This window comes from Variovorax terrae, assembly GCF_022809125.1.
GTDB classification, from domain to species: Bacteria; Pseudomonadota; Gammaproteobacteria; order Burkholderiales; family Burkholderiaceae_C; genus Variovorax_A; species Variovorax_A terrae.
In genome coordinates this window covers 2,587,331-2,611,888 of record NZ_JALGBI010000001.1, presented here as the reverse complement: position 1 = coordinate 2,611,888, position 24,558 = coordinate 2,587,331, and the positions used below count along the sequence as shown (strand labels likewise).

The window sequence follows — 24,558 nt, the reverse complement described above, 5'->3', positions numbered from 1 at the left end:
GTACCCTGGAGCCTTCCAATGAACAGATTCAAGCCATTCCTGATGCTCCTGCTGCTGGCGGGGCTGGCGCTGCCGGGCGCCCGAGCCGCGGACTATCCCGAGAAGCCGGTGCGCATCGTGGTGCCGTTTCCCGCAGGCGCCGCGGCCGACGCAGCCATGCGCGTGGTGGCGCGCAAGCTGTCGGACCTGTGGCACCAGCCGGTCATCATCGACAACCGCCCCGGCGTGCCCGGCATGCAGGCCGTGGCGGCGGCACCCGCCGACGGCTACACGCTGCTGCTGGGCGCCGGCTCGGGCATCGTGACGGCGCCGCTGCTGTCCAGCAAGCTGGCCTACAACCCCGCGCGCGATTTCGCGCCGGTGGGCCGCGTGCTCATCAACATCCCCATCCTGACGACGCACCCGAGCCTCAACACGCACTCGGTCCAGGAGCTGATTGCGCTGGCGCGCAAGAACCCCGGGTCGCTGAACTACAGCTCCAGCGGCAACGGCAGCCCGGGCCATCTGTCCATGGAGATGTTCCAGGCGGCCACCGGCACGCGCATGGTGCAGATTCCCTACAAGGGCGGCGCTCCGGCCGTGAACGAGCTGGTGGGCGGACATGTGCAGCTGGGCATCAACGCCGTGCCCAGCGTGGTCCAGCAGATCAAGGCGGGCAAGCTGACGCCGCTGGCGGTGGCCAGCGCGAAGCGCTCGCGCGCACTGCCCGACGTGCCCACGATGGCCGAGGCGGGCGTGCCCGGCTTCGAATACGACATCTGGTATGCGCTGTTCGCGCCGGCCCGCACGCCGCCAGAGGTGATCGCCCGTGCCAGCGCCATGTTGCAGCGTGCCCTCGGCGATCCCGAGGTGGCAAGCCAGTTGATCGCCCAGGGCGCCGAGCCTGCGCCGACGACCTCGCAGGAGCTGGCGCGCTTCATCCAGGACGACACGGCACGCTGGGCCAAGCTCGTCAAGGACCGCAACCTCAAGCTCGACTGACCGGGCCCACCCATGAACGAAGAACCGATCACCCTGGACGGCGGCGTCGTCAAGACCACCTGGCGGGTGGCCATGCGCGACGGCGTGCATCTGGCCACCGACCTGTACCGGCCCGCGGCCGAGGCAGCGCTGCCCGTGCTGCTGGAACGCACGCCCTATGGAAAGGATGCCGAAACCCGGCGCGAGCGCAGCGCCGCCGATCCGCGGCCGATGCGCCGGAGCGAAGTGGCGGCCCGGTTCGCGCGGCAGGGCTATGCCGTGGTGGTGCAGGACTGCCGCGGGCGCTTCGATTCGGAAGGCCAGTTCACCAAGTACCTGGGCGAGGCCCGCGACGGTGCCGACACGATGGCCTGGATCACCGGCCAGCCCTGGTGCAACGGCCGCGTCGGCACCTACGGCCTGTCGTATGCGGCTCACACCCAGACGGCGCTGGCGAGCCAGCGGCCGCCGGGGCTGAAGGCCATGTTCCTCGAGTGCGGTGGGTTTTCCAATGCCTTCCGCGGCGGCATCCGGCATGGCGGAGCGTTCGAGCTCAAGCAGGCCACCTGGGCGTTCCGCAATGCGCAGAACGGCATCAACCAGTCCGACGCCGCGGCGCAGCAGGCCCTGGCGGCGGCGGACATCGGCGCCTGGTTCAAGCGGCTGCCGTGGACGCGCGGCGACTCGCCGCTGCAGTGGGCGCCCGAGTACGAGGAGTACCTGTTCGAGCAGTGGGAGCGCGGCAGCTTCGACGACTACTGGCGCCAGCCCGAGCTCTACGCGGCAGGGCACTACGATGCGTTCGACGGCATCCCGGTCATGCTGCTGTGCGGCTGGTGGGATCCCTACGCCCAGACCACCACCGACAACTACCTCGGCATCTCCAGCCGGCCCCGGGGCCTGGCACGCATGGCGCTCGGCCCATGGACGCATGGCGAGCGCAGCGTCACGCACGCGGGCAACGTCGATTTCGGGGCCGCGGCCACGCTGGACGGTTCGCTGGCCGAGGACTATGTGCAGATGCGGCTGGCCTGGTTCGACCACTGGCTCAAGGGGCGGCCCATGCCGCCCGGGCAGGACGCGGCCGTGCGCTACTTTCGCATGGGCGGCGGCTCGGGGCGGCGCACGCCCGAAGGGCGGCTGGACCACGGCGGCGGCTGGCATGCGGCCCCGGACTGGCCGCTGCCCGGCACGCGGTTCACGCCCTGGTTCCTGCACGCCGACGGCACGCTGTCAACGCAGCCTGCCGCAAACGAGGCCGTGCTGAGCTACGAGTTTGATCCGGCGCACCCGGTGCCCACCGTTGGTGGCTCGATCACCTCGGGTGAGCCGCTCATGGTGGCTGGCGCCTACGACCAGCGCACCCACGCCGGCCTGTTCGGTGCCGGGCCGATTTTCGGGCCGCTGGCGGAGCGCGAGGACGTGCTGGTGTTCCAGTCGCCGGTGCTGCAGCAGGACATTGAAATCACCGGGCCGGTGAGCATCCGGCTGTGGGTGTCGTCGAGCGCGCCCGACACCGATTTCACCGCCAAGCTGATCGATGTGTACCCGCCCAGCGCCGATCACCCGCAGGGCTATGCGATGAACCTGACCGACGGCATCCTGCGCTGCCGCTACCGGCGCTCGTGGGAGGAGCCGCAATGGCTGGCGCCGGGCGAGGTGGCCGAGATCACGATCGAACCGATGCCGACGTCCAACCTGTTCCGCAAGGGGCATCGCATCCGGCTGGACATTTCGAGCAGCAACTTTCCGCGCTTCGACGTGAACCCGAACACCGGTGCGCCCGAGGGCAGCGCCGGACCCCGGCAGAAGGCGCGCAACAGCCTGCATCTGTCGGCGCAGCATCCCTCGCAGGTGCTGCTGCCCATGGTGCCGGCCCGGGATTAGGGAAAGGTGGAGGCGGGCTCAGAGCGGGATCTTGCCCGTCCAGACATCCTTGTACATCGTCCAGTCGCCCATGAAGCTGTACAGCGGGCGCTTGAAGCTGGCGGGCTTGTTCTTCTCGAAGCCGAAATGGCCGACCCAGGCGAAGCCGTAGCCGCACAGCAGGCCGGCCAGCAGCCACAGCGGCTGGCCGGTGGCGGCCAGCGCGGCGAGGCAGACCAGCGCCAAGCTGCAGCCGAGGAAATGCAGGCGGCGGCAGGTGCGATTCCGGTGCTCGTTGAGGTAAAACGGATAGAACTCGGCAAAGCTCGTGAAGCTGCGCGGGTCGACGGCTTCAGGCGTGGTGGTGCTCACGGCGTGTCTCCTTGTTGTGTCTGCCAGTTTAGGCCAGGCCGCGCCGCGCCCGCAAGAAGCCCCTGTAACGGGCTCAGAACGTCATTCGCGCGCTGATCCGCACCGTGCGCGGCTCCATCGGGTGCACATGCCGGTCGTCCACACCTCCACCGCAGTTGCCGCCCGCCACTTCGCGGGCGGTGCACGAGGCGTAGTAGTACTCGATGTCGTTGCCCTTGCGCCCGGCGATGTTGAACACGTCCAGGCCCAGGGTCAGGTGGTGGTTGACCCGGTAGCGGGTCCCCAGGTTCAGCAAGGTCGCGGACTGCGAACGCACCGTGTTGAGGGTGTCCAGCGCACGAGGGCCCAGGTAGCGCAGCCGCAGCGATGCGGTGAGCGGGCCGGACTGGTAGGTCAGGCCGGCGGCCAGCACGCGCTCGACGGCGTTGTCGACATAGTTGCCTTCGCCGGCAGGCGCGTCGCCCCGGAACCGCGCCCGTGAAAGGGCTGCGTCCAGTTCGACTTTCCAGGCCGAGTTGAGGCGCTGGCGCAGCGTGGCTTCCACGCCGCTGCGCTGGCTCGCGCGGCCCGGTTCAGTGGTGCCGGCATCGCCGACGTAGACCAGCTCCGAATCCAGCTTCAACTGCCACAGCGCCAGCGTGGCACTGGTGTCTTCGCTGGGCTGGTAGCGCCAGCCGATCTCCGAACCGGTGCCCTTGACCAGCGCCGGCACCCGGTCGGCAGGCAGGCCCGATTGCGGATCGACGCGGATGGTGGCGCCGCGCACGTCGTTGCTGTGGAAACCCACGCCGGCATTGACATACAGCTCGTTCGCCGGGTTGACGGTGTAGGCCAGGCCGAACTTGGGGCTGACGATGGCGTCGTGGCCGCTGCCGCTGTTGGCCGCGCCGTTCACCGCCTCGCGGCCCTTCACGTCGTAGCGCAGCAGGTCGCCGCGCAGGCCCGCATAGCCGCGCAGCCTGTCGGTGAAACTGAGCAGTTGCTGGGCATGCACCGAGAACAGGTCCTGCGACACCTTGTCGTCGCGCACGGTGGACAGGCGCTCGCGCGCCTCGGTGTTGTACAGGCCCACCTGCCCGATGCGGTCGCCGCGCCATTGCACGCCGTAGCTCAGCAGGCCGCTCAGCCCGCCCACGCGGTTGGCCATGCTGCGTGACGCATGCGCGCCATAGACCTGGCGCCGGTCCACCTGCTCGAACTGGTCGCCATTGACCGGGTTGTTCAGGAAGTAGGTGAAGTCCGAGAACAGGTCGAAGCGGTAGTCCATGGCGTAGAAGCCCAGCTGCGTGTCGCCCTGCGGTCCCTTGTCAAACCATTTGCCTGACAGGCTGAGGCGCCGGGTGCTGCCGCCGTCGGTGTTGTTCAGCGAGCCGAAGCGGCCGATGTCTCCGCTGTCGATCAGCCGCTGCGGGATCTGGTCGGTCGCGGTCCAACTGCTGCGGTAGGCCATGCCGGTGACGCTGAAGCCGCGCTGCTGCGAGCCCTGTGAATAGCGCACCACCGCGTTGATCTTCTTCAGGTTCTCCGCCACGTCCCAGGGGCCGTTGTTGCCCTCGACTTCGATGCCGCCCAGCCAGGTGCGGTCGTCCACCGTGCGCGACCCGGCGGCCACCAGGCGGCGGAAGTTGTGCGAGCCCAGCGTCACTTCGGCAAAGGGCGCGTCCAGCGCGCTGACGTAGTCGAGGCTGGCGCTGCCCGCCAGCGAGAAATCGCCGCTGTCGGCGAAGTAGGGGCCCTTGCGGTAGCGCACGCCCGAGACCAGTTCGGGAATCAGGAAGTTGAGATCGGCATAACCCTGGCCGTGCCCGTGGGTCGGCATGTTCACCGGCATGCCATCGACGGTGACCGCGAAGTCGGTGCCGTGGTCCAGGTTGAAGCCGCGCAGGAAGTACTGATTGGCCTTGCCGTCGCCCGAGTGCTGGGTGGCAACCACGCCGGGCACGGCTTCGACGATGTCGCCGGGCCGCAGCTTGGGGCGTGACTGGAACGATTGCTTGTCGGCGGCGCCCTCGCTGGCGCTGTCGGCGCTACCGATGGTGGCGTCCCGCGGGCCGCTGATCTCCACCTCTGGCAAGTGGCCCGGAGGGGCGTCGTGCGCGAACGCCGCGCCATTCAGGAATGCAGCCAGCAAAAGAGGGTGCCGGCAAAGTGGCTGAGGCATGTTTGTTTTGCGATTTTGTAGGAAGAAAAGCAAATTATTCATACCGCTGATGTCAATTTGATTAAGGCTTGCGCGCACCTTTTGTGCCAGCTCCGTCATCGAACCGTCACGCCTTCGTAATGACATGTTTTTAGACTGAACTTGTTCCACAGATTTGGATCAACGGCGTCCCGCCGAAGGTCTGAAAAAAATTTCAAACCCTCCTGGAAAGGCTTTCAAACATGGTTCCGCACCGATTCGTTTTGCGCAGCGCGGCCGCCGCCGCCCTGCTGGCCCTCTTGTCCGCCTGCGGTGGCGGTGATGGCGACCTCGCCACCACCACCCCGTCCGGCGGCGGCGCCACGCCCACCGCTGCCCAGCAGTCCGCCTTCATCAGCAGCTACGGCGGCGGGCTGGCCGCGCTCAATAGCTACAGCGGCCTGACCAGCCCCGCGTTCCTGGACACGATCGACGACAGTTTCCTCGACGCCGGTTACACCAAGGAGCAGATCCGCGCCCACCTGGCTCAGGAAGCCACCGCCCGTGCCACCACGCCGGACCTGGTGTTTCCCGGCGTGACGCTGTCGAACGCCACCATCACCGACTGCGACGCCAAGGGCTTCTGCACGCTGACCGCCACGGTCACCAACGCCGACGCTGACAGCACCGCCACCACCTTCACCACCCGTGTCAGGCTGCAGGACAGCAAGGTGCGCCTGTACGGCGACCAGGCCCAGGCGCCCACCGTCTGAGCCACGCCGGCCATCCCTCTTTATTTCTGACCGACCACAGGACTTTTTCCATGAAGCACACTTCCTTCAAGATGCGCGAGACCGCCCTGGCCCTGGCCGCCCTGGCCGCCGCACTGCCGGCCATCGCGCCGCAAACCGCCCAGGCCGCCGACCGTGCCAACACCAAGGCATCGGGCACCTACGTCACCGGCGACTTCCACAACCACACCACCTGCTCCGACGGCACGCTGTCGATGAAGAAGCTGATCGACAAGTCGGCCGGCACTTTCAACCTCGACTGGTTCGTGCAGGCCGACCACGGCGGCAGCAGCACCCGCAACTGCACGCTGGCGGAAGACCCGTTCGAGCCGGTCGCTCCGGCGCTGGGCATTCCCAGTGGCGACACCATTCCCAGCGGCGGCCAGCCGGCCAGCGCCGGCAAGGGGCCCAACCAGACCTGGCAGGCCACCATCGGCCGTGACGCCATCAAGGGCGACGGCACCGCCACCACCAAGGCGATGTGGCGCTGGCAGGAAATCTCGGAGTTCCAGTACCCGATCACCGAAGCCGAGAGCCGCAACCGCAAGAAGCCGATCTGGATCGGCGTCGAGCAGAACGCCCCGGGCCACGAGCACATCTCGACCACGGTGCTGAACGGCCAGCTGCCCTTCCCGGCGACGGGCAACAGCGGCAATGCCAACCTGCAGGCGCAGTACGAATACTGCTTCGACCGCAGCGACACCGACACCAGCCGCGGCGCCAACAACAACTGGGACTGCTCGGTCAGCGGCAGCAGCAACAACGCGCTGATGGACGCCACCGCCCGCAAGATCCTGGGCACCAACGCTTCCGCCACCGCCAACCTGGGGCACCTCAAGACCCTGGAAGGCATCAAGTGGATGAACGAAAAGGCGCCCTCGACCAGCTACTTCGTGCCGGCCCACCTGGAGCGCGCAGGCGCCTACAACCCGACCAGCAACAGCGGCTTCAACATCGAGCACCTGCGCAACTTCAACAACGCCGCTCCGCGCATCGCCTTCGGCTTCGAATCCATGCCCGGCCACCAGGCTGAGGCAGGCCGCGGCAGCTACGGCACCGGCGCCGTCGGCGGCGGCACCTATGGCGGCACGGGCGTCTATGCCGCACAGGTCGGCGGCGTCTGGGATGCCCTGCTGGGTGAAGGCCGCAACTGGTGGTTCTTCGCCAGCTCCGACTACCACAACCGCGGCAGCTTCGGCCCCGACCAGCGCGAATCCACCGCCGACTTCTACCCCGGCGAATACACTCGCGACTTCGTGATGGTGCGCAAGGGCAAGGGCGACCTGACCGCCGGCGGCATCATCGACGGCCTGCGCAGCGGCAACAGCTTCGTCGCCAACGGCCAGCTGATCGACCGCCTGTCGTTCACCGTCTGCGCCGCCCACCCGGGCCTGCCGCGCAATGCCGGCAAGGCGCTGCTGGAAAAGGCCGGCGCCAACGCGGCCGCCGCCAACGGCGACGTGCGCATCGACGGCTGCGCCACCATGGGCGAAAAGCTGGTGGTCCGCCCCGGCACCGACCTGGTCGTGACGGTGGTGCTGCGCGATCCCCCCGGCACCAACAACTCGCCGTATTCGTTCCCGAACCCGTCGCTCAAGCAGGTCAGCATCACCCAGCCGCTGAACCAGCCGGTACTGGACCACGTGGACGTGATCAACGGCCGCGTGAGCGGCTATGTCGACCCGTCGGACGGCGCCCGCTACGCCGGCCTGCTGAACTCGACCGCCGCCACCAACAGCTCGGCCAAGATCGCCAAGGTGTTCAACAGCAAGAACTGGACGAAGGCTGCCGACGGCACCATCAGCATGAGCTACATCGTGCCGGCCGCCACCGCATCGCAGTACTTCCGCCTGCGCGGCACCAACCTGCCGGCCTCGGTGCCGAACGAGACCGATGCCGACGGCAACCCGCTGCTGGACTTCCTGGCGAACCCGGCCGACAGCAGCCAGCCCGGCAAGATCCCTTGCAGCGACGCAGCCTGCCCGGCGCACCTGCGCACCCTGAATGGCGTGAAGTACTCCAGCTACGACGTGGCTGGCTGGTCTGACCTGTGGTTCTACAGCAACCCGGTCTACATCGAAGTGCTGAACTCGGTCAAGGTCGCCGGCGTCAAGTAATCAATGCTGCGTGCATCCGCACCGGGGGCAGGCGCCTCCGGTGTTCTCAACCCGCCGGCCCTGGGGCCGGCGGGGCAGATCCAAGCCGGCCTCGTGCCGGCCTTGTTCGTCATGCTGCTGTCCGGTGCCGCGGGCCTGGGCTGGCAGGTGGTCTGGACCGCGCAGTTCGGCGCCGGCCTGGGCCACGAGATCGTCGCCGTGCTGGCCGTGCTGGCCGCCTTCTTCGGCGGGCTGGCGCTGGGCGCCTGGGGCCTGGGGCGCACCATCGCCGCCAGCCGCCGGCCCGGCCGCTGGTACGCCGCCTGCGAGGCGGTGCTGGTGCTGTGGGGCCTGGCCCTGAGTTTTCTGATGCCCGTGCTGGTCGAGGCCGGTGCGCGGCTGATCGGTGCCGAGCCTTCCATCGGCTGGCACTGGACGGTTGCCTTTGCCCTGCCTCTGGTGCTGTTGCTGCCTGCCAGCGCTGCCATGGGCGCCACGCTGCCGGCGCTGGAAAGCCAGCTGCGCGCCAGCCACAGCCGCCTGGGCGCGCTGTATGCCGCCAACACACTGGGAGCGGTGCTGGGCCTGCTGGCCGTGGTGTTCGTGGCCTTGCCGCTGTGGGGCCTGCAGCACACGGCCTGGCTGTGTGCCGCGGCCAATGCGGCCTGCGCCCTGATCGCCTGGGGCCTCTGGCGCGACAGCACGGTCATGCCCGCCGCGCCGGCCGCGGAGTCATCGGCTGGCTGGCGCCTGCCGGGCCTGCTGCTGGCCACCGGCCTGCTGGGCATCGGCTACGAGGTGCTGGCGGTGCGCGTGCTGAGCCAGGTCACCGAGAACACCGTCTACAGCTACGCCTTGCTGCTGGCCCTGTACCTGCTGGGCACCGCGGCGGGCGCGGCCCTGTACCAGCGCTATCTGCCGCGCCTGGGCGATGCAGAACAACTGCGCGACCGGCTGCTGCGCTGGCTGGCGCTGGCGGTGCTGCTGTCGGGCGCCGGCCTGCGCTGGGCCGATGTCCTGTGTGCCTGGCCCGCGGCCTGGCTGGGGCCGGGTGCGGCGTCCGCCCTGGCGGGCGAGGCCCTGGCCGCCGCGGCCGCCATGCTGGCGCCCACCGTGGTGATGGGGGCGCTGTTCACCCACCTCTGCCTGCAGGCGCAGCACCAGGGCTGGCCGCTGGGCCGGGCCCTGGCCGTCAACACCGCGGGCGCCGCGCTGGCCCCGGCGCTGATCGGGGTCTGGCTGCTGCCGGCGGTGGGCGCCCATGCGGTCATCGCGTTGCTGGTGCTGGCTTATCTGCTGCTGCAGTGGCCTGCAGGCTGGCGCCGTCCGCAAGCCGTGGCGCTGGCCGTTGCGGCGGCGCTGCTGGTGCTGGCGCTGCCGCCCCTGCGCTTCATCGAGATCCCCGAAGGCGGCCGGCTGCGCAGCTACCGCGATGGCGTGATGGCGGCGGTCAGCGTGGTCGAGGACGAGGACGGCGTTTCACGCCTGCGCATCAACAACCGTGTGCAGGAGGGCAGCAGCGCCAGCGGGCTGGTCGAGTGGCGCCTGGCCCAGTTGCCGCTGCTGCTGCACCCGGCGCCGCGGCGCGCGCTGCTGCTGGGCCTGGGCACGGGCTTCACCGCGGCGGCGGCGGCCCAGCAGGCCGAGTTGCAGGTCGATGCGGTCGAGCTGCTGCCCGAGGTGGTGGCTGCCACGGCCCTGTTCGCGCAGGCGCCGCAGGCACCGCGTGCGGCGCGCCCGGTGCATGTGGCCGCGGCCGATGCGCGGCGCTATGTGCAGGCCAGCGGCCCGGCGTACGACGTGGTGGTGGCCGACCTGTTCCACCCGGCCCGCAGCGGCGCGGGTTCGCTCTACACGGTGGAGCAGTTCGCGGCGGTGCGCGCGCGGCTGGCGCCGGGCGGTCTGTTCTGCCAGTGGCTGGCCATCCACCAGATGGACCTGCAGACGCTGCGCAGCATCGTTGCGGCTTTCCAGCAGGTGTTTCCCAACGCCATTGCGGTGCTGACCAGCAACAGCCTGGACACCCCGGTGCTGGGCCTGGTGGCGCTGCCGGGCGACGGGCGCATCGATGTGGATGCGCTGCGGACCCGGCTGGCCGGCGTTCGCGGCACCCCCGCGCTGGCCAAGGGGCTCGCCACCGCCCGGCTGGAAGACGACTACGCCATCGCCGGCAGTGCCATTGCCGGTGCGGCCGCCCTGCGGCGGTTTGCCAGCGATGCGCCTGCCAACACCGACGACCGTCCGGTGGTGAACCACCGCGCACCCTGGGCCACCTACGCCCCCGAGTCGCGGCCGCGCGAGCGCCTGATGGCCTTGATCGACGGGCTGGTGCCCGATGCCGCCGAACTGCTGCGCCAGCCGCAGGGGCCGGATGGCCTGCGCCTGCAGGCCTACTGGCAGGTGCGCCGCCAGTACCTGCAGTTCGGCACCACCGTGCGGCCCGACCCCGATCCGGCGGTCATGCTGGGGCGCGTTGAGGCCACGCTGCTGGACCTGCTGCGCCAGAGCCCTGAGTTCCGGCCTGCCTGCGACCCGTTGATCGCCCTGGGCCGGGCGCTGGTGGCCACCGAGCCGCAACGGGTGCGCGAGCTGCGCGCCACCCTGGACCAGTTGCAGGTGCGCTGCCTGCGTCCGTCTTGAATCCGTGAACACCCGACCGTCAACGGCGATTCACATCCTTATTGCAAGCTATCCGATATGAACCTATCCCCACTTTTCAAGCAGGCCGCCCGTGAGCCGCTGCTGCATTTCCTGTTGCTCGGTGCCCTGATCTTCGGCGTCGACCACCTGCTCGACGCCGGCCGCGCGGATCCGCAGACCATCGTCGTCGGCGCCGATGTCCAGAAGGAAGCCCGCGACATCTTCGCGGCCGGCATGCAGCGCCAGCCGAGCGCCAGCGACATGAAGAAGCTGCTGGACCGCTGGACCGACAACGAGATCCTCTACCGCGAAGGCCTGGCGCTGGGCCTGGACCGGGGCGACGCGACCATCCGCGAGCGCGTCATCTTCAAGGCCCTGAGCGTGGCCCAGGCCGGCATCACCTTGCCCAAGATCGACGAGCCCGGCCTGCGCAACTGGTTCGAGGCGCGCCATGCCCGCTACGACGCGCCGGCCCGCTACAGCTTTCTGGAAGCCGTGGTGACGAGCGAGAGCACGCCCGAAGTGCTCCAGTCCTTCGTGAAGGCGCTCAATGCCGACACCAAAACCGATGTCCAGAGCGACCTGCGCGTCTTCAAGGACCGCCCCCGCGGCAACCTGCTGGAGAGCTACGGCAGCGATTTCGCCGAGGCACTGGACAAGGCGCCCGTGGGCACCTGGCAGGCCATCCCCAGCACCAGCGGCCTGCGGGTGGTCCGCCTCGAATCGAGCAAGCCGCCCATTCCCGCCAGCTTCGACCCGATCAAGGAAGCCGTCTACCAGGATTGGCGCGACGACACCATGGCCGAGATGACCTCCAAGGCCGTGCGCGAGATGGGCAAGAAATACGCGGTGCGTATCGAAGGCGAGAAGCCATGAAGTCCCTGCTTCGACTGCTGCTGGCCGTGCTGCTGGCCGGCGTGGCGGGCCTCGGCCAGGCCCATGAGATGAGCCTGGCCGAGATGACCATGCGGGAAGTCGGCCCCGGCCAGTTCATCTGGAACTGGGGGGCGCCGGCCAAGACCAAACCCATCGCCGAGGAGCTCACACCGGTCTGGCCCGCGGGCTGCAGCGGTGACGCGCGCGTGCTGAACTGCGGGCCCTCGGGCCTGGCGGGCACGCTGGCGGTCGAGGGCGTGGGCAAGGCCTATTCGGCGGCCATCGTGCGCATCGTCTGGCGCGACGGCCAGCAGAGCGTGGTCACCGTGAGCGGCTCGCAGCCCACGGTGCAATTGTTCGGCAGCGCCCGCGACGAGCGCGGCGGCTTCGAGCTGGCCTGGCTCTACACCGTGCTCGGCGTGGAACACATCCTGAGCGGCATCGACCACCTGATGTTCGTCATCGGCCTGCTGTTCCTGGTGGGCCTGAACCGCCGCCTGGTGGGCACCATCACCGCCTTCACCGCAGCCCACAGCCTGACGCTGGCGGCCAGCGCGCTGGGTTGGCTCACGCTGCGGCCGCCGCCGGTCGAGGCCTGCATCGCGCTGTCCATCGTGCTGGTCTGCGCCGAGGCCATGCGCGACCGCGAGACCCTGAGCCGGCGCTGGCCGGCGCTGGTGGCCTTCCTGTTCGGGCTGGTGCATGGCCTGGGGTTTGCCGGCGCGCTCAAGGACATCGGCCTGCCGCAGCAGAACATCACCGTGGCGCTGCTGGGCTTCAACCTGGGCGTCGAAGCCGGGCAACTGCTGGTGGTGGGCCTGGCCTGGGGCGCCGTCAGGCTGTTTGGCCGCCTGCGGGGTTTCACTTCGCTGCGCCGGCCGGCGCTGTATGTGATCGGCGCGGTGGCGGCCTACTGGTCGCTCACTCGCATCGTGGCCATTGTGGGCTGAGATGGCCGAGTCTCAAGTCTTTGCGCTGTTCCCGACCCCGGTGATGCGGGTCGAGCAGGTGATCGATGCCGCGCAGGTGCAGGCGCTGCGCGATGGCCTGCTGGGCGATGCCGCGCTGGCCAACCACCATTCGCAAGAGCTGCAGCACACCCGCATCCTGGGCCCCGGCGACCAGCCCGAACTGCTGCAGCAGCTGGCGCAGCGGCTCGGGCCGCACATCGTCGAACTGGGCAGCCTGCTTTTCGGCGAGAAGCAGCAGTGGGGCATCAAGGAAATGTGGGTCAACGCCATGCACACCGGCGGCCGGCAGGCCGTGCACAACCATGCCAACTGCTTCATCTCCGGCGTGCTGTACCTGAGTGACTGCGATGCCTCGGCCAACACCGTCTTCATGCGCAACCTGGGCGGCCGCGACTACGTGTTCGGCAACACCCATGCCGGCGCCGCGGTGGGCCCGTTCAACGCCGACAAGTGGATCGGCCCACCCCCGGCGGCTGGCGACCTGCTGCTGTTTCCCAGCTACCTGCTGCACGAGGTGCCCGTCAATCGCGGCGGGCCGCGCGTGACGCTGGCCTTCAACGCGATTCCCCAGCGCCTGGACGCCTGGGGCTATTCGATTTCCTTCTCTTCCTGATTCCTTTCCTGATTTTTTCTGATTTGCGAGTGACCACCATGAAATTCCCCCGACTCTGCCTGGCGCTGGCCCTGCTGGGCGCCGCTGCCGTTGCCGACGCCCACGAGTACTACCTGCCCGGCCTCACCTTCGTCCATCCCTGGGCCGAACCCACCGCGCCCGGCGCCACGTCGGCGCCGGTCTACTTCACCGTGGAAGCCGTCAGCAAGGGCGACAAGCTGGTGAAGGTGGTGACGCCCCTGGCCGAGAAGGTCGAGTTCCGCGATGCCGGTCCGGCCAGCAAGCCGCCGCTCAAAAGCCTGAGCATCCAGCCCGGCGGCGACACCGAGTTCACCGAAGGCAAGCGCCACCTGCTGCTGCAGGGCCTGAAGATGCCGCTGCAGTGGGGCCGCAGCTATGAGATGACCCTGATGTTCGAAAAGGGTGGGCCGTTGCAGGTCATGGTGTCGGTCGGCGCGCACTGAGGATGGCTGCGGCAGGTGCCGGGTCCGGCTTGCCGCCGTAGTTCAAACGAGGCTGAGCGGCGCGCGCAGAAAACCCCTGAACCGTGCGCGGCCTCCGCGCGTGGGCGCGGCCGTGAGCCGGTAGTGCGGAAAGCGCTGCAGAAAGCGGCCGATGGCAATGCGCCCCTCCAGCCGCGCCAGGCTCAGGCCCGCGCACTGGTGGATGCCGAAGCCGAAGGCCAGGTGGCGGTTGTCGGCGCGCGCCAGATCCAACTGGTCGGGATTAGGGAACTGGGCCGGGTCGCGGTTGGCCGCGCCGATGCACAGCGTCACCAGCGCGCCTTCGGGCAGGGCCACGCCGCCGATCTCGCAGGCGCGCAGCGCGCGGCGGTTGCCGAGCTGGTTGGACGACTCGAAACGCAGGAATTCATCGATGGCAAGGGTCAAAATGGCCTCATGTCCAGGTGCAGCGGTCGTGGAGTGCTCTAGTTTTGATAGCAGATCGGCTTTCTGGCCGGGCCATTCCTGCAGCGCCACCAGGGCGTTGCCGATCAGGTTGGTGGTGGTTTCGTGGCCGGCATTGAGGATGAACACGCAGTTCTGCAGCAGCTCCATCTCGCTGAGCTGCTCGCCCTGGCCTTCGCCCTGGATCAGCCGCGTGAGCACGTCGTGCTCCGGGTCGCCGGGACGGCGGCGGCGCTCGGCCACCAGGCCTTGCAGATAGGCCGTGAATTCGCGCACGCTGTGGTTGCCCAGCGCCTCCTGCTCGGGCGTGAGCCGCGGTTCCAGCGCGCCGAGGATGGCGAGCGACCAGCCGCGCAGCGGCGCGCGGTCGGCATGCGGCACGCCCAGCAGGTTGCCGATGATCTCCACCGGGATCGCCGAGGCAAAGTCCTCGATCAGGTCGCCGCCGCCCCGGGCCTCGATGGCGTCGAGCAGGCTGTCCACCAGGCTCACCAGGCCCGGCTCCAGGTCGGCGATGGCGCGGCGCGTGAGCGCGCCCATGATGAGCTTGCGCACGCGGGTGTGCAGCGGCGGGTCGTTGAACACCAGGCTGGTGGTGTGGTGCGCGAACAAGGGCGAGGCGCCGCCGTACTTGGGCTCGAACTCCACCTTCTTGTCCGAGCTGAACGCCTGCGCGTCGCGGTACACCGCCACCAGGTCGGCATGGCGGGTGAGGAAGTACGAGCCGTCGGGCATGCGCCGCACCGGCTCGGTGTCGCGCAGCAGCGCGTAGACGGGGTAGGGGTTGGCGTAGAAGTCGGGGGGCAGGGCGCGCAGGTCCAGGCTGGCGGCGATGTCGCGGGCGCGCCCCGGCGCCATGGGCGGGGTGATGGAGAGCGGAGAAGCCATGCGGCGTTATACCTGCGGGGCGCGCTTCATCGGTCTATGGAAATCCCGCGGCAGGGCGGCTGAGGGCGCGGGCGCGTGGACTGGGGTTTCCGGGGGCAGATTTCCCGATGCGTTCGCATCCAGCCGCGAGGGTCTCATGTATGCTTGATCTTCAAGTGTGACCCATGCCCCCAGCACCAAAGACCGTCGAGGAATGCGACTTCCCCTCCGTGAGCGTGATGGACCGCCGCTGGGTTGGGGCGGCCTACTTCCGGGATTCGTATCGTGCGCCGATGCACCGGAGCGACGCGGGCGCCGTTGACCTCTTTCTTGGAATTTTTGCACACCGCCCCACCTGGATCCGGGTGATCCTGATGATCCGCAACGCAGCGGCCTCGCTCTGTGGACTCGATGCCCCGACGGCGGCCGAGGTCATGAACCCCGTGTTCAAGGCGCGATACGCCGTCGGCGACAGGATCGGGGCCTGGCCGATCTTCGCCTTGACCGACAACGAACTGGTGGCGGGGCGCGACAACCGGCATCTCGACTTCAGGGTTTCCGTGCTGCGGATGGTGGATGGCGGAACGGCGAGCGTGGTCGTGTCCACGGTTTGCGTGGTCCACAACACCTTTGGCAAGGTCTATCTCTTCTGCATCGTTCCATTTCACTCATGGGGTGTTCGGCGGCTCATCTCGAACGCAGTGACCTCAGGAAGACTGTGAGCCGACAAGACGCCATGGATTTCAACCAGAAGCTCAAGGCGGCATTGGATCTGCTGGCATCGGCAGGCGTCTCGCGCAGCCTGTCGGCTCCGCCGAACTACGGCCTGCTCTGGTGGTTGCGCGTCCCGGTTCCGCCGCCTCATTTTTCGGGGTTCGGGTTCAATTTCGCCTTCAGCGCCGTTTGCTTCATCGTCACCTGTGCGCTCATCAATGGGGTGGCGGTGCTGCTGCAGGCCGCGGGATGGATCGCGATCGATTCCGACGCGCCGCCCTGGCAGGGGCTTGTCGTCATCATCGGCTCGGCCTGCCTGCTCGGGCTGGCGCTGGCGGCCTACTACCGCCGCAGTGCGCGCAGGAACGCCATACCGCACTGGCAGCAGTTCCGGCCGCAACCCCATGGGAAGAGGTCTCCGGCAGATGGCTGAACTGATCGAGCTTGAAACCGGGCGCCTGTACCTGCGGCAGTGGAAGGCCTCGGACCGCGAGCCGTTCGCGGCGCTCAATGCCGACCCGAAGGTGATGGCGTTTTTCCCGGCACCGCTCGAGCGCGCTGCCAGCGACGCAATGGCCGAGCGCTGCCAGGCGCTGATCGCCGAGCGCGGCTGGGGTTTCTGGGCCGTCGAAACGAAGGAGGCGCGGCAGTTCATCGGGTTTGTCGGCTTGCACACGCCGATGGCCGAGCTTCCGTTTGCTCCGTGCGTCGAAATCGGATGGCGGCTTGGCTTTTCGTCTTGGGGTCAGGGGTTCGCTACGGAAGCGGCCGGCGCGGCGTTGCGCGCGGGCTTCGAGGTGCTGCGCCTGCCCGAGATCGTCTCCTTCACCGCCGTTCGCAACCTGCGCTCGCGCGCCGTGATGGCGCGCCTGGGCATGCTTGAAGCCGCCGGCACGTTCGAGCATCCGGCGGTGCCGGTGGGCAATCCCCTTCGGGAGCATGTCCTGTACCGGCTTTCGCGCGAGCAGTGGAGCGGGCAGGGTGCCTAGAATCCTGTTCCCAGGCGCCAGGGTCTATCCCGATCCGGCGCGCGACACCGCAGGACGCCCGCCATGACCGCAAACACCGCCCTCTCGGAGTACCTCGTCATCTCTCGCGGGCAATGGGATGCGGATGTCTCGCGGGAGGCGATACAGGATGCGATCGACCGGTTCTACGCCTGGCACGACCAACTGGTGGCCGAAGGAAAGATGAAGGCCGGGCAGCGGCTGGCCAGGGAAGGGAAGATCGTGTCGAGGCACAGCGTGACGGATGGACCGTTCACCGAAGCCAAGGAGGTCATCGGCGGCTACTGGTTCATCCTGGCCGGCAGCCTCGATGAAGCCGCGCGCATCGCGGCGGGAAACCCCTGCCTGGCTTGCGGCCTGGCGTACGAGATCCGGCCCATCGACCCGGTGCGCGCCAGCGCCTTCATGGTGGCGGCGGAGACGCCCCTGTGACGACGGGGGCCGCCTCCGGCGCCAAGCCACGGCAGCGCGCGACGTCGAACGCCTGGCCCGCCGTGTTGACCTCCCCGGTCATGGCCGTCCTGCGCCCGCATGGGGTACAAACCGGTGAACACCATGCCCGGGATCGACGCCATGCGCTACTTCATCGCCGCCACGCTGCTGCTGACGGGCATCATTCACCTGCTGCCGCTCTCCGGCGTGGCCGGCCCCGAGCGCCTGTCGGCGCTCTATGGGATTCCTGTGGCCGAACCCAATCTGGAAATCCTGCTGCGCCATCGGGCGGTTCTCTTCGGGCTGCTCGGCGCCTTTCTGGTGTATGCGGCGTTTTGCCCGCAGTACCAGGCCATCGGGTTCGTGGCGGGGCTCGCAAGTGTCGTTTCTTTCGTGCTGCTGGCGGTGGCGGTCGGCGGGTACAACGCGCCATTGGCCCGAGTCGTCTTCGCGGATATGCTTGCCCTGGTGCTGCTTGTGGCGGGAGGCGCTGCGCTTCTCCTGTCCAGGCGCGGAGCGTGAAACTTCAGGAAGGAATGCCATGATGCTGCGCGACCGGCCCTACGCGGTCTTCTTCTGCCTTGCGGTGCTCTTCTTCCTGGCCACGACGTTCGGTGCGGATGTCCTGGCGCGAACCTCGGTGGGCGATGACAGCCTCGCCCAGGCGATGCAGGCGCACGCCCGCCAGGCGGTCGCCGAGCCCCTGGGCACCGCCATGCTGCTGCTGCCGTTCCTGCTGCTCGGCTGGATGTCGGCCTCCCTGGCCCGGAAAAAAGGAGTGGACCGCGGGCTCGTGGTGTTTCTTTTCGGGGCCCTGCTGCTGGGCCTGGCGTACTTTTTCGCCTACCACGATGCGCAAATCCACTTGAAGCAGCAGATGTGGACCGCCGCCGCCCTGTCCATCGGGCTGCTGCCATACCAGTGCGTTCCGCTGCTGGCCATTTGCCTCGGTTTCCGGTGGTGGGTGGCGCGAAGGAAGGGCGACGGGGCCCCGGCCTGAGTTCACGAGGAATCCGCCATGGCGCTGCACTGGAAATGCTCGCTGGACGGTCTCGACTGGAATGAGCTGTCCGCGCTCTACCGGGCTGCTCCTCGGGGCAACAAGAGCGCCTCGGGTCTCGCGCTCGAGCGCGGGCTGATCACGGACGCCTAGTTTCTTTTTTCCGGCATTCCCGGAATGAGGCGATCTTTCAAGGCCGTATCGGCTGCAGCCGCTCGTCGGCCATGCCCACCAGCAGGGCCGTGCCATCGGGCAGCACGCGGAATTCGCCATAGCGGGCCGCCGCCCAGCGCGCGGCGTCTCCTTCCCTGAAGTACCAGGCATCGCTGACCAGGATCCAGCGCCCGTCCTTGGGGCTGAGCTCGATCAGGAACTCGTCCGCCGCCAGCGGCGCGCCCGGCGCCTGCAGGCGCAGCAGCGTGGCCACGCCGCGTGCGTCGCGCCGCGCCATGGCCTGTGGGCGCCCGAGCGCGACGAGCGAGTCGAGCGAGTCGAGTTCATGCCGCACGCCGTCGGGAATGCGGAAGTTCAGCCGCATGTAGTCGCCCTGCATCAGCGAGCGCGGGTCCACCGGGGCCAGTTCGACGTACACGGGCTGGCCGTGGGCAATCAGGCGTTCCTTCTGCCAGATCGCGAAGTTGGCCACGGCCAGCGTGGCCACCAGGCCCAGCGCCACCAGCATGGGCGCGCGTTGCGGGCCTGCGGGGGCCGGCCGCTCCGGCGCGCGCGCGTGTGCATCGCGGCGCCAGGCCAGCCAGGCGATGGCGCCCAACAGGGCGCCGGCCGCGGCCAGCATCATGGCCTTGGTGGCCAGGGGCCACTGCAGCTGGTAGTAGAAGCTGCCGACGATCCAGGCCGCTGCCAGCGCGGCCGCGGCCGCCAGGCGCCAGCGCTGCGTGGTGGCGGTGAGCGCAGCCGCCAGCAGCACGCCCCCGAGCGCCGGCAGGCAGGCGGCCAGCGCCACCAGCACCCCGCCGACGGCGGCGCACAGCGGGCGGCGCAGGCTTGGCCAGGCGCGGCCTGCCAAGGCGGTGGCCAGCAGTGCGAGGCCGACTGAAGCGGCCGGCAGCAGCAGGGCGGAAGGCCCTGTGGCGCGCGTTCGCGTGCCCAGCTCGCGGGTGATGTCGGCGGCCAGTCCGTTGCCGAGCGTGCCGCCGACCAGAAAGCTCATGCCCGAGAACCAGGCCAGTCCGGCCAGCGTGGCCAGCAGCCAGCCGGTGGCGATGGACTCCAGCGCTGCCGCCCACGGCGCCCGCGCCCCGCCGTTCAGCCCCTGGCGCTGCGCAGCAAGCGCCAGCAGCCACAAGGCCAGCACCGCGTGCAGCACCAGCCACGGCGTCGTGGTGTCGCGGCGGCCGAAACCGAGCCACGGGTCGGGCGAGAGTGCCCGCATCACCAGCACGGCGGCGGTGGCGCCCAGCAACCCGCGCAACCAGGGGCGCCTGAGGGCCCAGGCCAGCACGAGGGCCATGGCGGCCAGCAGCGCGGCCGCGGCCTGGACCGGCAGGTCGCGGAAGGCGCCAAAGCCCAGGCTGCCGCCGCCCACCAGCAGCGCCGGCACCGCCAGTTGTTCGAAGAACACCGGCACGTCGCGGGTGCGCAGCACCACGGCCGCGCCGGCCAGCACCAGCAGGCCGACCAGGTAGGGGCCGGCGCCACGGCTCAGCAGATCGCCCAGCAGCAGGCCCACCACGCCCAACAATGGCACCGCGGCCAGCCACGCGCCCAGGGCCGTGAGCACCACCACCGGCCAGGGGCGTGTCTCCGAGTCGGGGCGGCGGGCTTCGGCGGGAAGAACGCCGCTCTCGATGGCAGCTTGCAAAGCAGCGCCGAGGCGGTCGCCGGCCCGGGGAGCCGCCACTTGCGGCGCCGGCGCTTCGCGCGCCGCGCCGGCCGGCTCCGGTGGCAGGTTTGCGGGCCGGCGTGCGAGCCGCAGAATGCCGTTGACGCTGGCGGCGAGCAGGCCGGCCGAGGCCAGGCCGATGAGCAGCAGGGCGCCGATGGGCTCGCCATGGTGGTCGCTGAACAGCAGCCGCACCAGGCCCGCCACCACCAGCGCATTCAGGCCCAGGGCCGCCGCACTCAGCCCGTAGATCTCGAAGCCGCGGCGCCGCGCGAACAGCGCGCAGGCGGCCGCGAGCAGCAGCAGGCCCAGCAGGTAGTGCGGCGCCACGGTCTCGTAAAACAGCCCGCCGATGGCGGTGAACGTGACCATCGCCACCGCCAGGGTGGCGGCCGTGCGCCCGGCCCAGGGGCCGGCACCGGTGATGCGCCGCGCGGCGCCGCCGAGTGCCAGCACCAGCAGCGCGGCGGCGGCCCAGGCCAGCCCGTGCGTGCCCAGGTCGCCGGGCTCGACGCGCCAGCGGTGGCCGGTGTGGGCGTGAGTCCAGAGCGAGATGGCGGTCATGGCCACCAGCGCCCAGGGCGCCCACAGCACATCGCTGCGCGCCGCGAGGCACAGCGGCAGCGCCAGCGCGGCCCACAGGGCGAACAGTTGCCAGGGGTCGGCGCCGGTCTGGTAGGTCTGGCCGAAGTAAGCGAACAGGCCGCCGGTGCCCAGCAGCGCGAGCAGGCCCAGCGGCGCGCGCGCCGCCGGCCGCCAGGCCGCGCCCAGGCCCGTGGCGAGCACAAACCCCTGCAGCAGGGCAAAGCGGCCGAAGCGGCCCAGCGTGTCCCAGTTGGCGGCGATCCAGAGGATGACGCCCAGGCCGCCGAGCGCTGCCGCCAGCACGGCCACGCTGCGCCAGAACCACGGGGCGAGCGAGGCGGGCTCCTGCTCGAGTTGCGCGGCATCGAACAGTTGCCGCTGTGCCTGCGGCGTCAGCCGGTGCCGGTGCGCCAGTTCATAGAGGGCCAGCCGCAAGTCCATGGCGCGCCGCTCAGGGCTGGAGGAAGTCCTTGAGCGCGAACAGCACCGCGTCGGGCGCTTCGGTCATCAGCGCATGGCCGGCTTCCAGCGTGACGATGCGGCCGTGCCTGGCCTTGGCCGCGAGCGCCTGCATGGCGCGGGGCGGGGTCATCTGGTCGTTTCGGCCTGCTATGAAAAGGATAGCGCACTGTGACCGCGCCGCCTGGACTTCGCCGCCCTGGTAGTCGTCGCAGGCCTTGAAGCCGAGGTGGAAGACGTTGTGCCGCGGGTTGCTGGCCAGCACCCGCTTCATCAGCGCCCGGGAGCCGCCAAGCAGCCAGGTGCCGGGGCCGAGCGAGGAGGGCGGTGGCGCCAGCATCGAGTGCGAGAAGGTGTTGACCATGTCGATGGCCTTCATCGGCTGGTTCAGCGAGGCGTCCAGCAGCGCGGGCGACACCTTCATCGGGAAGGCCGTGCCCACCATCACGAGCTGGCTCACGCGCTCGGGCGCGCTGCCGGCCACCTCGAGCGCGATCAGCGAGCCGAAGCTGTGGCCGACCAGCGCGGCGCGCGGCACGCCGGCGGCGTCCAGCAGCGCGACGATGAAGCGCGCGGCCTCTTCGACCGAGCGCGGCGGCTCGCCGGCGCTGCGGCAGTGGCCCGGCAGGTCCACCGCCAATACGTTCCAGCCGTGGTGTGCGAAGTAGCGGCTCTGCAGGATCCAGACGCTGTGGTCGTTCAGCACGCCGTGGATGAAGACCACGGTGGGTTTGGCGGGATCGAAGGGCTTGCCGCCGGTGTAGCAGTAGCTGGCGTGGCCGTTGACTTGCAGCTCCATCACGCACCTGCCTTCTCTGCGGCCTTCAGCGCGCGCTTGAGGTCGTCGATCAGGTCGTCCGGGTCTTCGAGCCCGATCGACAGGCGGATCGTGCCCTGCGAGATGCCGCCCGCGGCCAGGGCTTCGTCCGTCATGCGGAAATGCGTGGTGCTGGCCGGGTGGATCACCAGCGAGCGGCAGTCGCCCACGTTGGCCAGATGGCTGAACAGCTTGAGCGTTTCGATGAACTTCTTGCCCTGCTCGCGGTTGCCCTGGATGTCGAAGCTGAACACCGAGCCCGCGCCGCGCGCGCCGAAGCGCAGCAGCTTCTGCGCCAGCGCGTGGCTGGGGTGCGATTCGAGCAGCGGGTGGCCCACGCGCGCCACGAACGGGTGGCTGGCGAGGAACTCCACCACCTTCTGCGTGTTGCTCATGTGCCGCTCCATGCGCAGCGGCAGCGTCTCGATGCCCTGCAGGATCAGCCAGGCCGTGTGCGGGCTCATGCAGGCGCCGAAGTCGCGCAGGCCCTCGCGCCGCGCGCGCAGCAGGAAGGCGCCCACGGTGCTTTCCTCGGTGAAGACCATGTTGTGGAAGCCGTCATAGGGCGCGGTCAGTTCAGAGAATCGGCCCGCGGTCTTCGGGCCATCCCAGTCGAAGCTGCCGCCGTCGACCACGATGCCGCCGATCACCGTGCCGTGGCCGGAGAGGAACTTGGTGGCCGAGTGGTAGACCAGGTCGGCGCCCAGCTCCAGCGGTTTCACGAGGTAAGGAGAGGTCAGGGTCGAATCCACCAGTAACGGCACACCGGCTTCGTGCGCGATGGCGCCCACGGTGGGGATGTCGAGCACATCCAGCCCGGGGTTGCCCACGGTCTCGCCGAAAAACAGCTTGGTGTGCGGGCGAACGGCCGCGCGCCAGCCGTCGATGTCGCCGGGCTTGACGAAGGTGGTCTCGATGCCGAAGCGGCGCATCGTGTAGTGCAGCAGGTTCTGCGAGCCGCCGTAGAGCGCGGTGCTGGCCACGATGTGCGAGCCCGCGCCCATCAGCGTGGCCACGCTCAGGTGCAGCGCGGCCTGGCCGCTGGCGGTGGCGATCGCGCCGATGCCGCCTTCGAGCGCCGCCACGCGCTGCTCCAGCACCGCATTGGTGGGGTTGCTGATGCGCGAATAGACATGGCCCGCGCGCTCCAGGTTGAACAGCGCGGCCGCGTGGTCGCTGGACTCGAACACGAACGAGGTGGTCAGGTGGATCGGCACCGCCCGCGCGCCGGTGGCGGGGTCGGGCGCGGCGCCGGCATGCAGCGCCAGGGTGTCGAAGCCGGGGTCGGAATAGCCGGGCATGCGGTCTCCAATGGAAGTTCGGGGTATTGTGGGCTATATTTCAAGGGCGGCCCGCCCGGGTGGACGAGGCCGACACAGAGGAGAACACCATGAAAGTCAGCGACATCCTGCGCGTCAAGGGCAACACGCTCTACACCGTCACGCCCGACGAGCCCCTGGCCCGTGCGGTGGATGTGATGGCCGAAAAGGACATCGGTTCGCTGGTCGTCATGGAGCATGGCGACCTGGTGGGCATGCTGACCTTCCGCGAAGTCATCCTGAGCATCGTCAAGAACAGCGGCCAGGTCGGAGCGACCCTGGTGCGCAGCGCCATGGACGACCACCCGCTCACCTGCACTTCGGAAACCGACCTCGACGAGGTGCGCCGCATGATGCTGGACCGCCATGCGCGCTACATGCCCGTGATGGACCGCCGCATGCTCATGGGGGTGATCAGCTTCTACGACGTGGCCAAGGCCGTGGTGGACAGCCAGAACTTCGAGAACAAGATGCTCAAGGCCTACATCCGCGACTGGCCGGCGGAAGACGAGCCAAGCCAGGCATGAGGGCCCGCCAGGCGCTGCGGTCCACGGGTCCGCAGGCGCTCGCGCTGCTGCTGGGCCTGCTGGGCGCTGCTTCCTGCCTGGCCTGGTCGCCGGAAAAAGGAGAAATACCGCTGGCGCCCGATGTCTACGAGTACGTGGACGGCACGGACATCTCGCTCGCCGCGCTGCGCGGGCGGCCCACGGTGCTGTATTTCGGCGGCGACTGGTGCATTCCGTGCCAGGAGACGCGCCCCTATGTGCTGAAACTGGCCAAGGAACTGCCGGGCAAGGTCAACGTGGTGTTCTTCAGCTCCGATGACAACCGCGACAGGCCGGCCAAGCTGGCGGAGAGCCGCGCCAGCGACTACCGGATCGCCATGCCCCGGTACAGCGCCTATCCGCCGGGCAGCCGGCCCAAGGGGCTGCGCGACGTCGGGGCGTTCGGCCGCATCTACAGCTTTCCCACGGCGATCGTGCTCGACGCCAGCGGCAAGGTGGTGCAGAAATACGAGCGCGGCATGAGCATCCGCACCGAGATCGGGCCGTACGTGGCCGCCATGGCGCGGTGACGGCAGGGCCCTCGATCGCTTCCTGTTCGCTTGTTGTATTCATCCGACACCCATGAATATGGGATAGGCGGCTGGCCGAAGGCGCCGATGATCGGCAGGGCCATCCGCCCGGGCGGAACCCCATGGCGCACCGCGGGCGGGGTGGCGCAATTTCCCCACCGGGTGGCAGGCCTGCGGGCCCATCGTCCGGGCGACCTCCATCCTTGAGTTTCATGAGATCTGTCACCG

At 69.2% G+C, this 24,558-nt stretch carries 24 protein-coding genes; 18 read left to right on the top strand and 6 right to left on the bottom strand.

The features are described 5' to 3' along the window. Window positions 1-18: 18 nt before the first annotated feature. Both MMF98_RS12290 and MMF98_RS12285 read left to right on the top strand, forming a co-directional pair. Window positions 19-981: a Bug family tripartite tricarboxylate transporter substrate binding protein gene (locus MMF98_RS12290; RefSeq protein WP_243306558.1), complete on the top strand. Its 963-nt coding sequence runs from the start codon at window positions 19-21 to the stop codon at window positions 979-981. A 12-nt stretch (window positions 982-993) separates the two neighbouring features. Beyond that, entirely contained in the window at window positions 994-2,847 is a 1,854-nt protein-coding gene (locus tag MMF98_RS12285) for a CocE/NonD family hydrolase (RefSeq protein ID WP_243306557.1), read from the top strand. 18 nt (window positions 2,848-2,865) lie between these two features. Here the strand turns inward: MMF98_RS12285 and MMF98_RS12280 are convergent, their stop codons facing one another. Then, the gene (locus MMF98_RS12280; RefSeq protein ID WP_243306556.1) at window positions 2,866-3,198 is read right to left on the bottom strand and encodes an Mpo1-like protein; all 333 of its coding nucleotides are present in this window, start codon (window positions 3,196-3,198) and stop codon (window positions 2,866-2,868) included. A gap of 73 nt (window positions 3,199-3,271) precedes the next feature. Continuing rightward, complete coding sequence (locus tag MMF98_RS12275) at window positions 3,272-5,359, bottom strand: TonB-dependent receptor (RefSeq protein ID WP_243306555.1); 2,088 nt, start codon at window positions 5,357-5,359, stop codon at window positions 3,272-3,274. 221 nt (window positions 5,360-5,580) lie between these two features. On the opposite strand from MMF98_RS12275, the gene MMF98_RS12270 reads away from it, so the two are divergent. The 7 genes from MMF98_RS12270 to MMF98_RS12240 are packed head-to-tail and all read left to right on the top strand — an operon-like array spanning window position 5,581 to window position 13,768. Next, entirely contained in the window at window positions 5,581-6,090 is a 510-nt protein-coding gene (locus MMF98_RS12270) for a hypothetical protein (protein WP_243306554.1), read from the top strand. 50 nt (window positions 6,091-6,140) lie between these two features. Continuing rightward, entirely contained in the window at window positions 6,141-8,225 is a 2,085-nt protein-coding gene (locus tag MMF98_RS12265) for a hypothetical protein (RefSeq protein WP_243306553.1), read from the top strand. 3 nt (window positions 8,226-8,228) lie between these two features. Beyond that, entirely contained in the window at window positions 8,229-10,844 is a 2,616-nt protein-coding gene (locus MMF98_RS12260; protein WP_243306552.1) for a fused MFS/spermidine synthase, read from the top strand. Window positions 10,845-10,901: 57 nt separating this feature from the next. Further along, window positions 10,902-11,720: a peptidyl-prolyl cis-trans isomerase gene (locus MMF98_RS12255; protein WP_243306551.1), complete on the top strand. Its 819-nt coding sequence runs from the start codon at window positions 10,902-10,904 to the stop codon at window positions 11,718-11,720. Further along, on the top strand, window positions 11,717-12,670 hold the full coding sequence (locus MMF98_RS12250) for a HupE/UreJ family protein (protein ID WP_243306550.1): 954 nt from the start codon (window positions 11,717-11,719) through the stop codon (window positions 12,668-12,670). The genes MMF98_RS12255 and MMF98_RS12250 overlap by 4 nt, the downstream gene beginning before the upstream one ends. A gap of 1 nt (window position 12,671) precedes the next feature. Then, window positions 12,672-13,304, top strand: a complete 633-nt coding sequence (locus MMF98_RS12245) for a putative 2OG-Fe(II) oxygenase (protein ID WP_243306549.1) — start codon at window positions 12,672-12,674, stop codon at window positions 13,302-13,304. A gap of 38 nt (window positions 13,305-13,342) precedes the next feature. Further along, window positions 13,343-13,768, top strand: coding sequence for a copper chaperone PCu(A)C (locus MMF98_RS12240; RefSeq protein ID WP_243306548.1), 426 nt, complete (start codon window positions 13,343-13,345; stop codon window positions 13,766-13,768). Between the two features lie 42 nt (window positions 13,769-13,810). Here MMF98_RS12240 and MMF98_RS12235 read toward each other — a convergent pair whose 3' ends face one another. After that, on the bottom strand, window positions 13,811-15,100 hold the full coding sequence (locus MMF98_RS12235; RefSeq protein ID WP_423837597.1) for a cytochrome P450: 1,290 nt from the start codon (window positions 15,098-15,100) through the stop codon (window positions 13,811-13,813). Window positions 15,101-15,318: 218 nt separating this feature from the next. Between MMF98_RS12235 and MMF98_RS12230 the strand changes: the two genes are divergently transcribed. The 7 genes from MMF98_RS12230 (at window position 15,319) to MMF98_RS23640 (ending at window position 18,385) form a co-directional block, all read left to right on the top strand. Then, complete coding sequence (locus tag MMF98_RS12230; RefSeq protein WP_243307386.1) at window positions 15,319-15,801, top strand: DUF2867 domain-containing protein; 483 nt, start codon at window positions 15,319-15,321, stop codon at window positions 15,799-15,801. Window positions 15,802-15,815: 14 nt separating this feature from the next. Then, window positions 15,816-16,226, top strand: a complete 411-nt coding sequence (locus MMF98_RS12225) for a DUF6404 family protein (RefSeq protein ID WP_243306547.1) — start codon at window positions 15,816-15,818, stop codon at window positions 16,224-16,226. Further along, entirely contained in the window at window positions 16,219-16,782 is a 564-nt protein-coding gene (locus tag MMF98_RS12220) for a GNAT family N-acetyltransferase (protein ID WP_243306546.1), read from the top strand. The genes MMF98_RS12225 and MMF98_RS12220 overlap by 8 nt, the downstream gene beginning before the upstream one ends. A gap of 63 nt (window positions 16,783-16,845) precedes the next feature. Then, on the top strand, window positions 16,846-17,232 hold the full coding sequence (locus tag MMF98_RS12215; RefSeq protein WP_243306545.1) for a YciI family protein: 387 nt from the start codon (window positions 16,846-16,848) through the stop codon (window positions 17,230-17,232). A 123-nt stretch (window positions 17,233-17,355) separates the two neighbouring features. Next, a complete protein-coding gene (locus tag MMF98_RS12210; protein ID WP_243306544.1) occupies window positions 17,356-17,754 on the top strand; it encodes a phosphopantetheine adenylyltransferase in 399 nt (132 codons plus the stop codon). 19 nt (window positions 17,755-17,773) lie between these two features. After that, window positions 17,774-18,232, top strand: coding sequence for a hypothetical protein (locus tag MMF98_RS12205; RefSeq protein ID WP_243306543.1), 459 nt, complete (start codon window positions 17,774-17,776; stop codon window positions 18,230-18,232). A gap of 18 nt (window positions 18,233-18,250) precedes the next feature. Then, on the top strand, window positions 18,251-18,385 hold the full coding sequence (locus tag MMF98_RS23640; RefSeq protein ID WP_279343564.1) for a hypothetical protein: 135 nt from the start codon (window positions 18,251-18,253) through the stop codon (window positions 18,383-18,385). A 37-nt stretch (window positions 18,386-18,422) separates the two neighbouring features. Here the strand turns inward: MMF98_RS23640 and MMF98_RS12200 are convergent, their stop codons facing one another. The 3 genes from MMF98_RS12200 to MMF98_RS12190 are packed head-to-tail and all read right to left on the bottom strand — an operon-like array spanning window position 18,423 to window position 23,237. Beyond that, on the bottom strand, window positions 18,423-21,101 hold the full coding sequence (locus tag MMF98_RS12200; protein ID WP_243306542.1) for a GDYXXLXY domain-containing protein: 2,679 nt from the start codon (window positions 21,099-21,101) through the stop codon (window positions 18,423-18,425). Window positions 21,102-21,111: 10 nt separating this feature from the next. Further along, complete coding sequence (locus MMF98_RS12195) at window positions 21,112-21,918, bottom strand: alpha/beta fold hydrolase (RefSeq protein WP_243306541.1); 807 nt, start codon at window positions 21,916-21,918, stop codon at window positions 21,112-21,114. Beyond that, window positions 21,918-23,237, bottom strand: coding sequence for an O-acetylhomoserine aminocarboxypropyltransferase (locus MMF98_RS12190; RefSeq protein ID WP_243306540.1), 1,320 nt, complete (start codon window positions 23,235-23,237; stop codon window positions 21,918-21,920). Before MMF98_RS12190 ends, MMF98_RS12195 begins: the two co-directional genes overlap by 1 nt. Window positions 23,238-23,326: 89 nt before the next feature. Between MMF98_RS12190 and MMF98_RS12185 the strand changes: the two genes are divergently transcribed. Together MMF98_RS12185 and MMF98_RS12180 are read left to right on the top strand one after the other, a co-directional pair. Beyond that, window positions 23,327-23,782 carry a CBS domain-containing protein gene (locus tag MMF98_RS12185; protein ID WP_243306539.1) on the top strand — a complete coding sequence of 152 codons (456 nt, stop codon included), beginning with the start codon at window positions 23,327-23,329 and terminating at the stop codon, window positions 23,780-23,782. Continuing rightward, a complete protein-coding gene (locus MMF98_RS12180) occupies window positions 23,779-24,330 on the top strand; it encodes a TlpA family protein disulfide reductase (protein ID WP_243306538.1) in 552 nt (183 codons plus the stop codon). The genes MMF98_RS12185 and MMF98_RS12180 overlap by 4 nt, the downstream gene beginning before the upstream one ends. The last annotated feature ends 228 nt before the right edge of the window (window positions 24,331-24,558 follow it).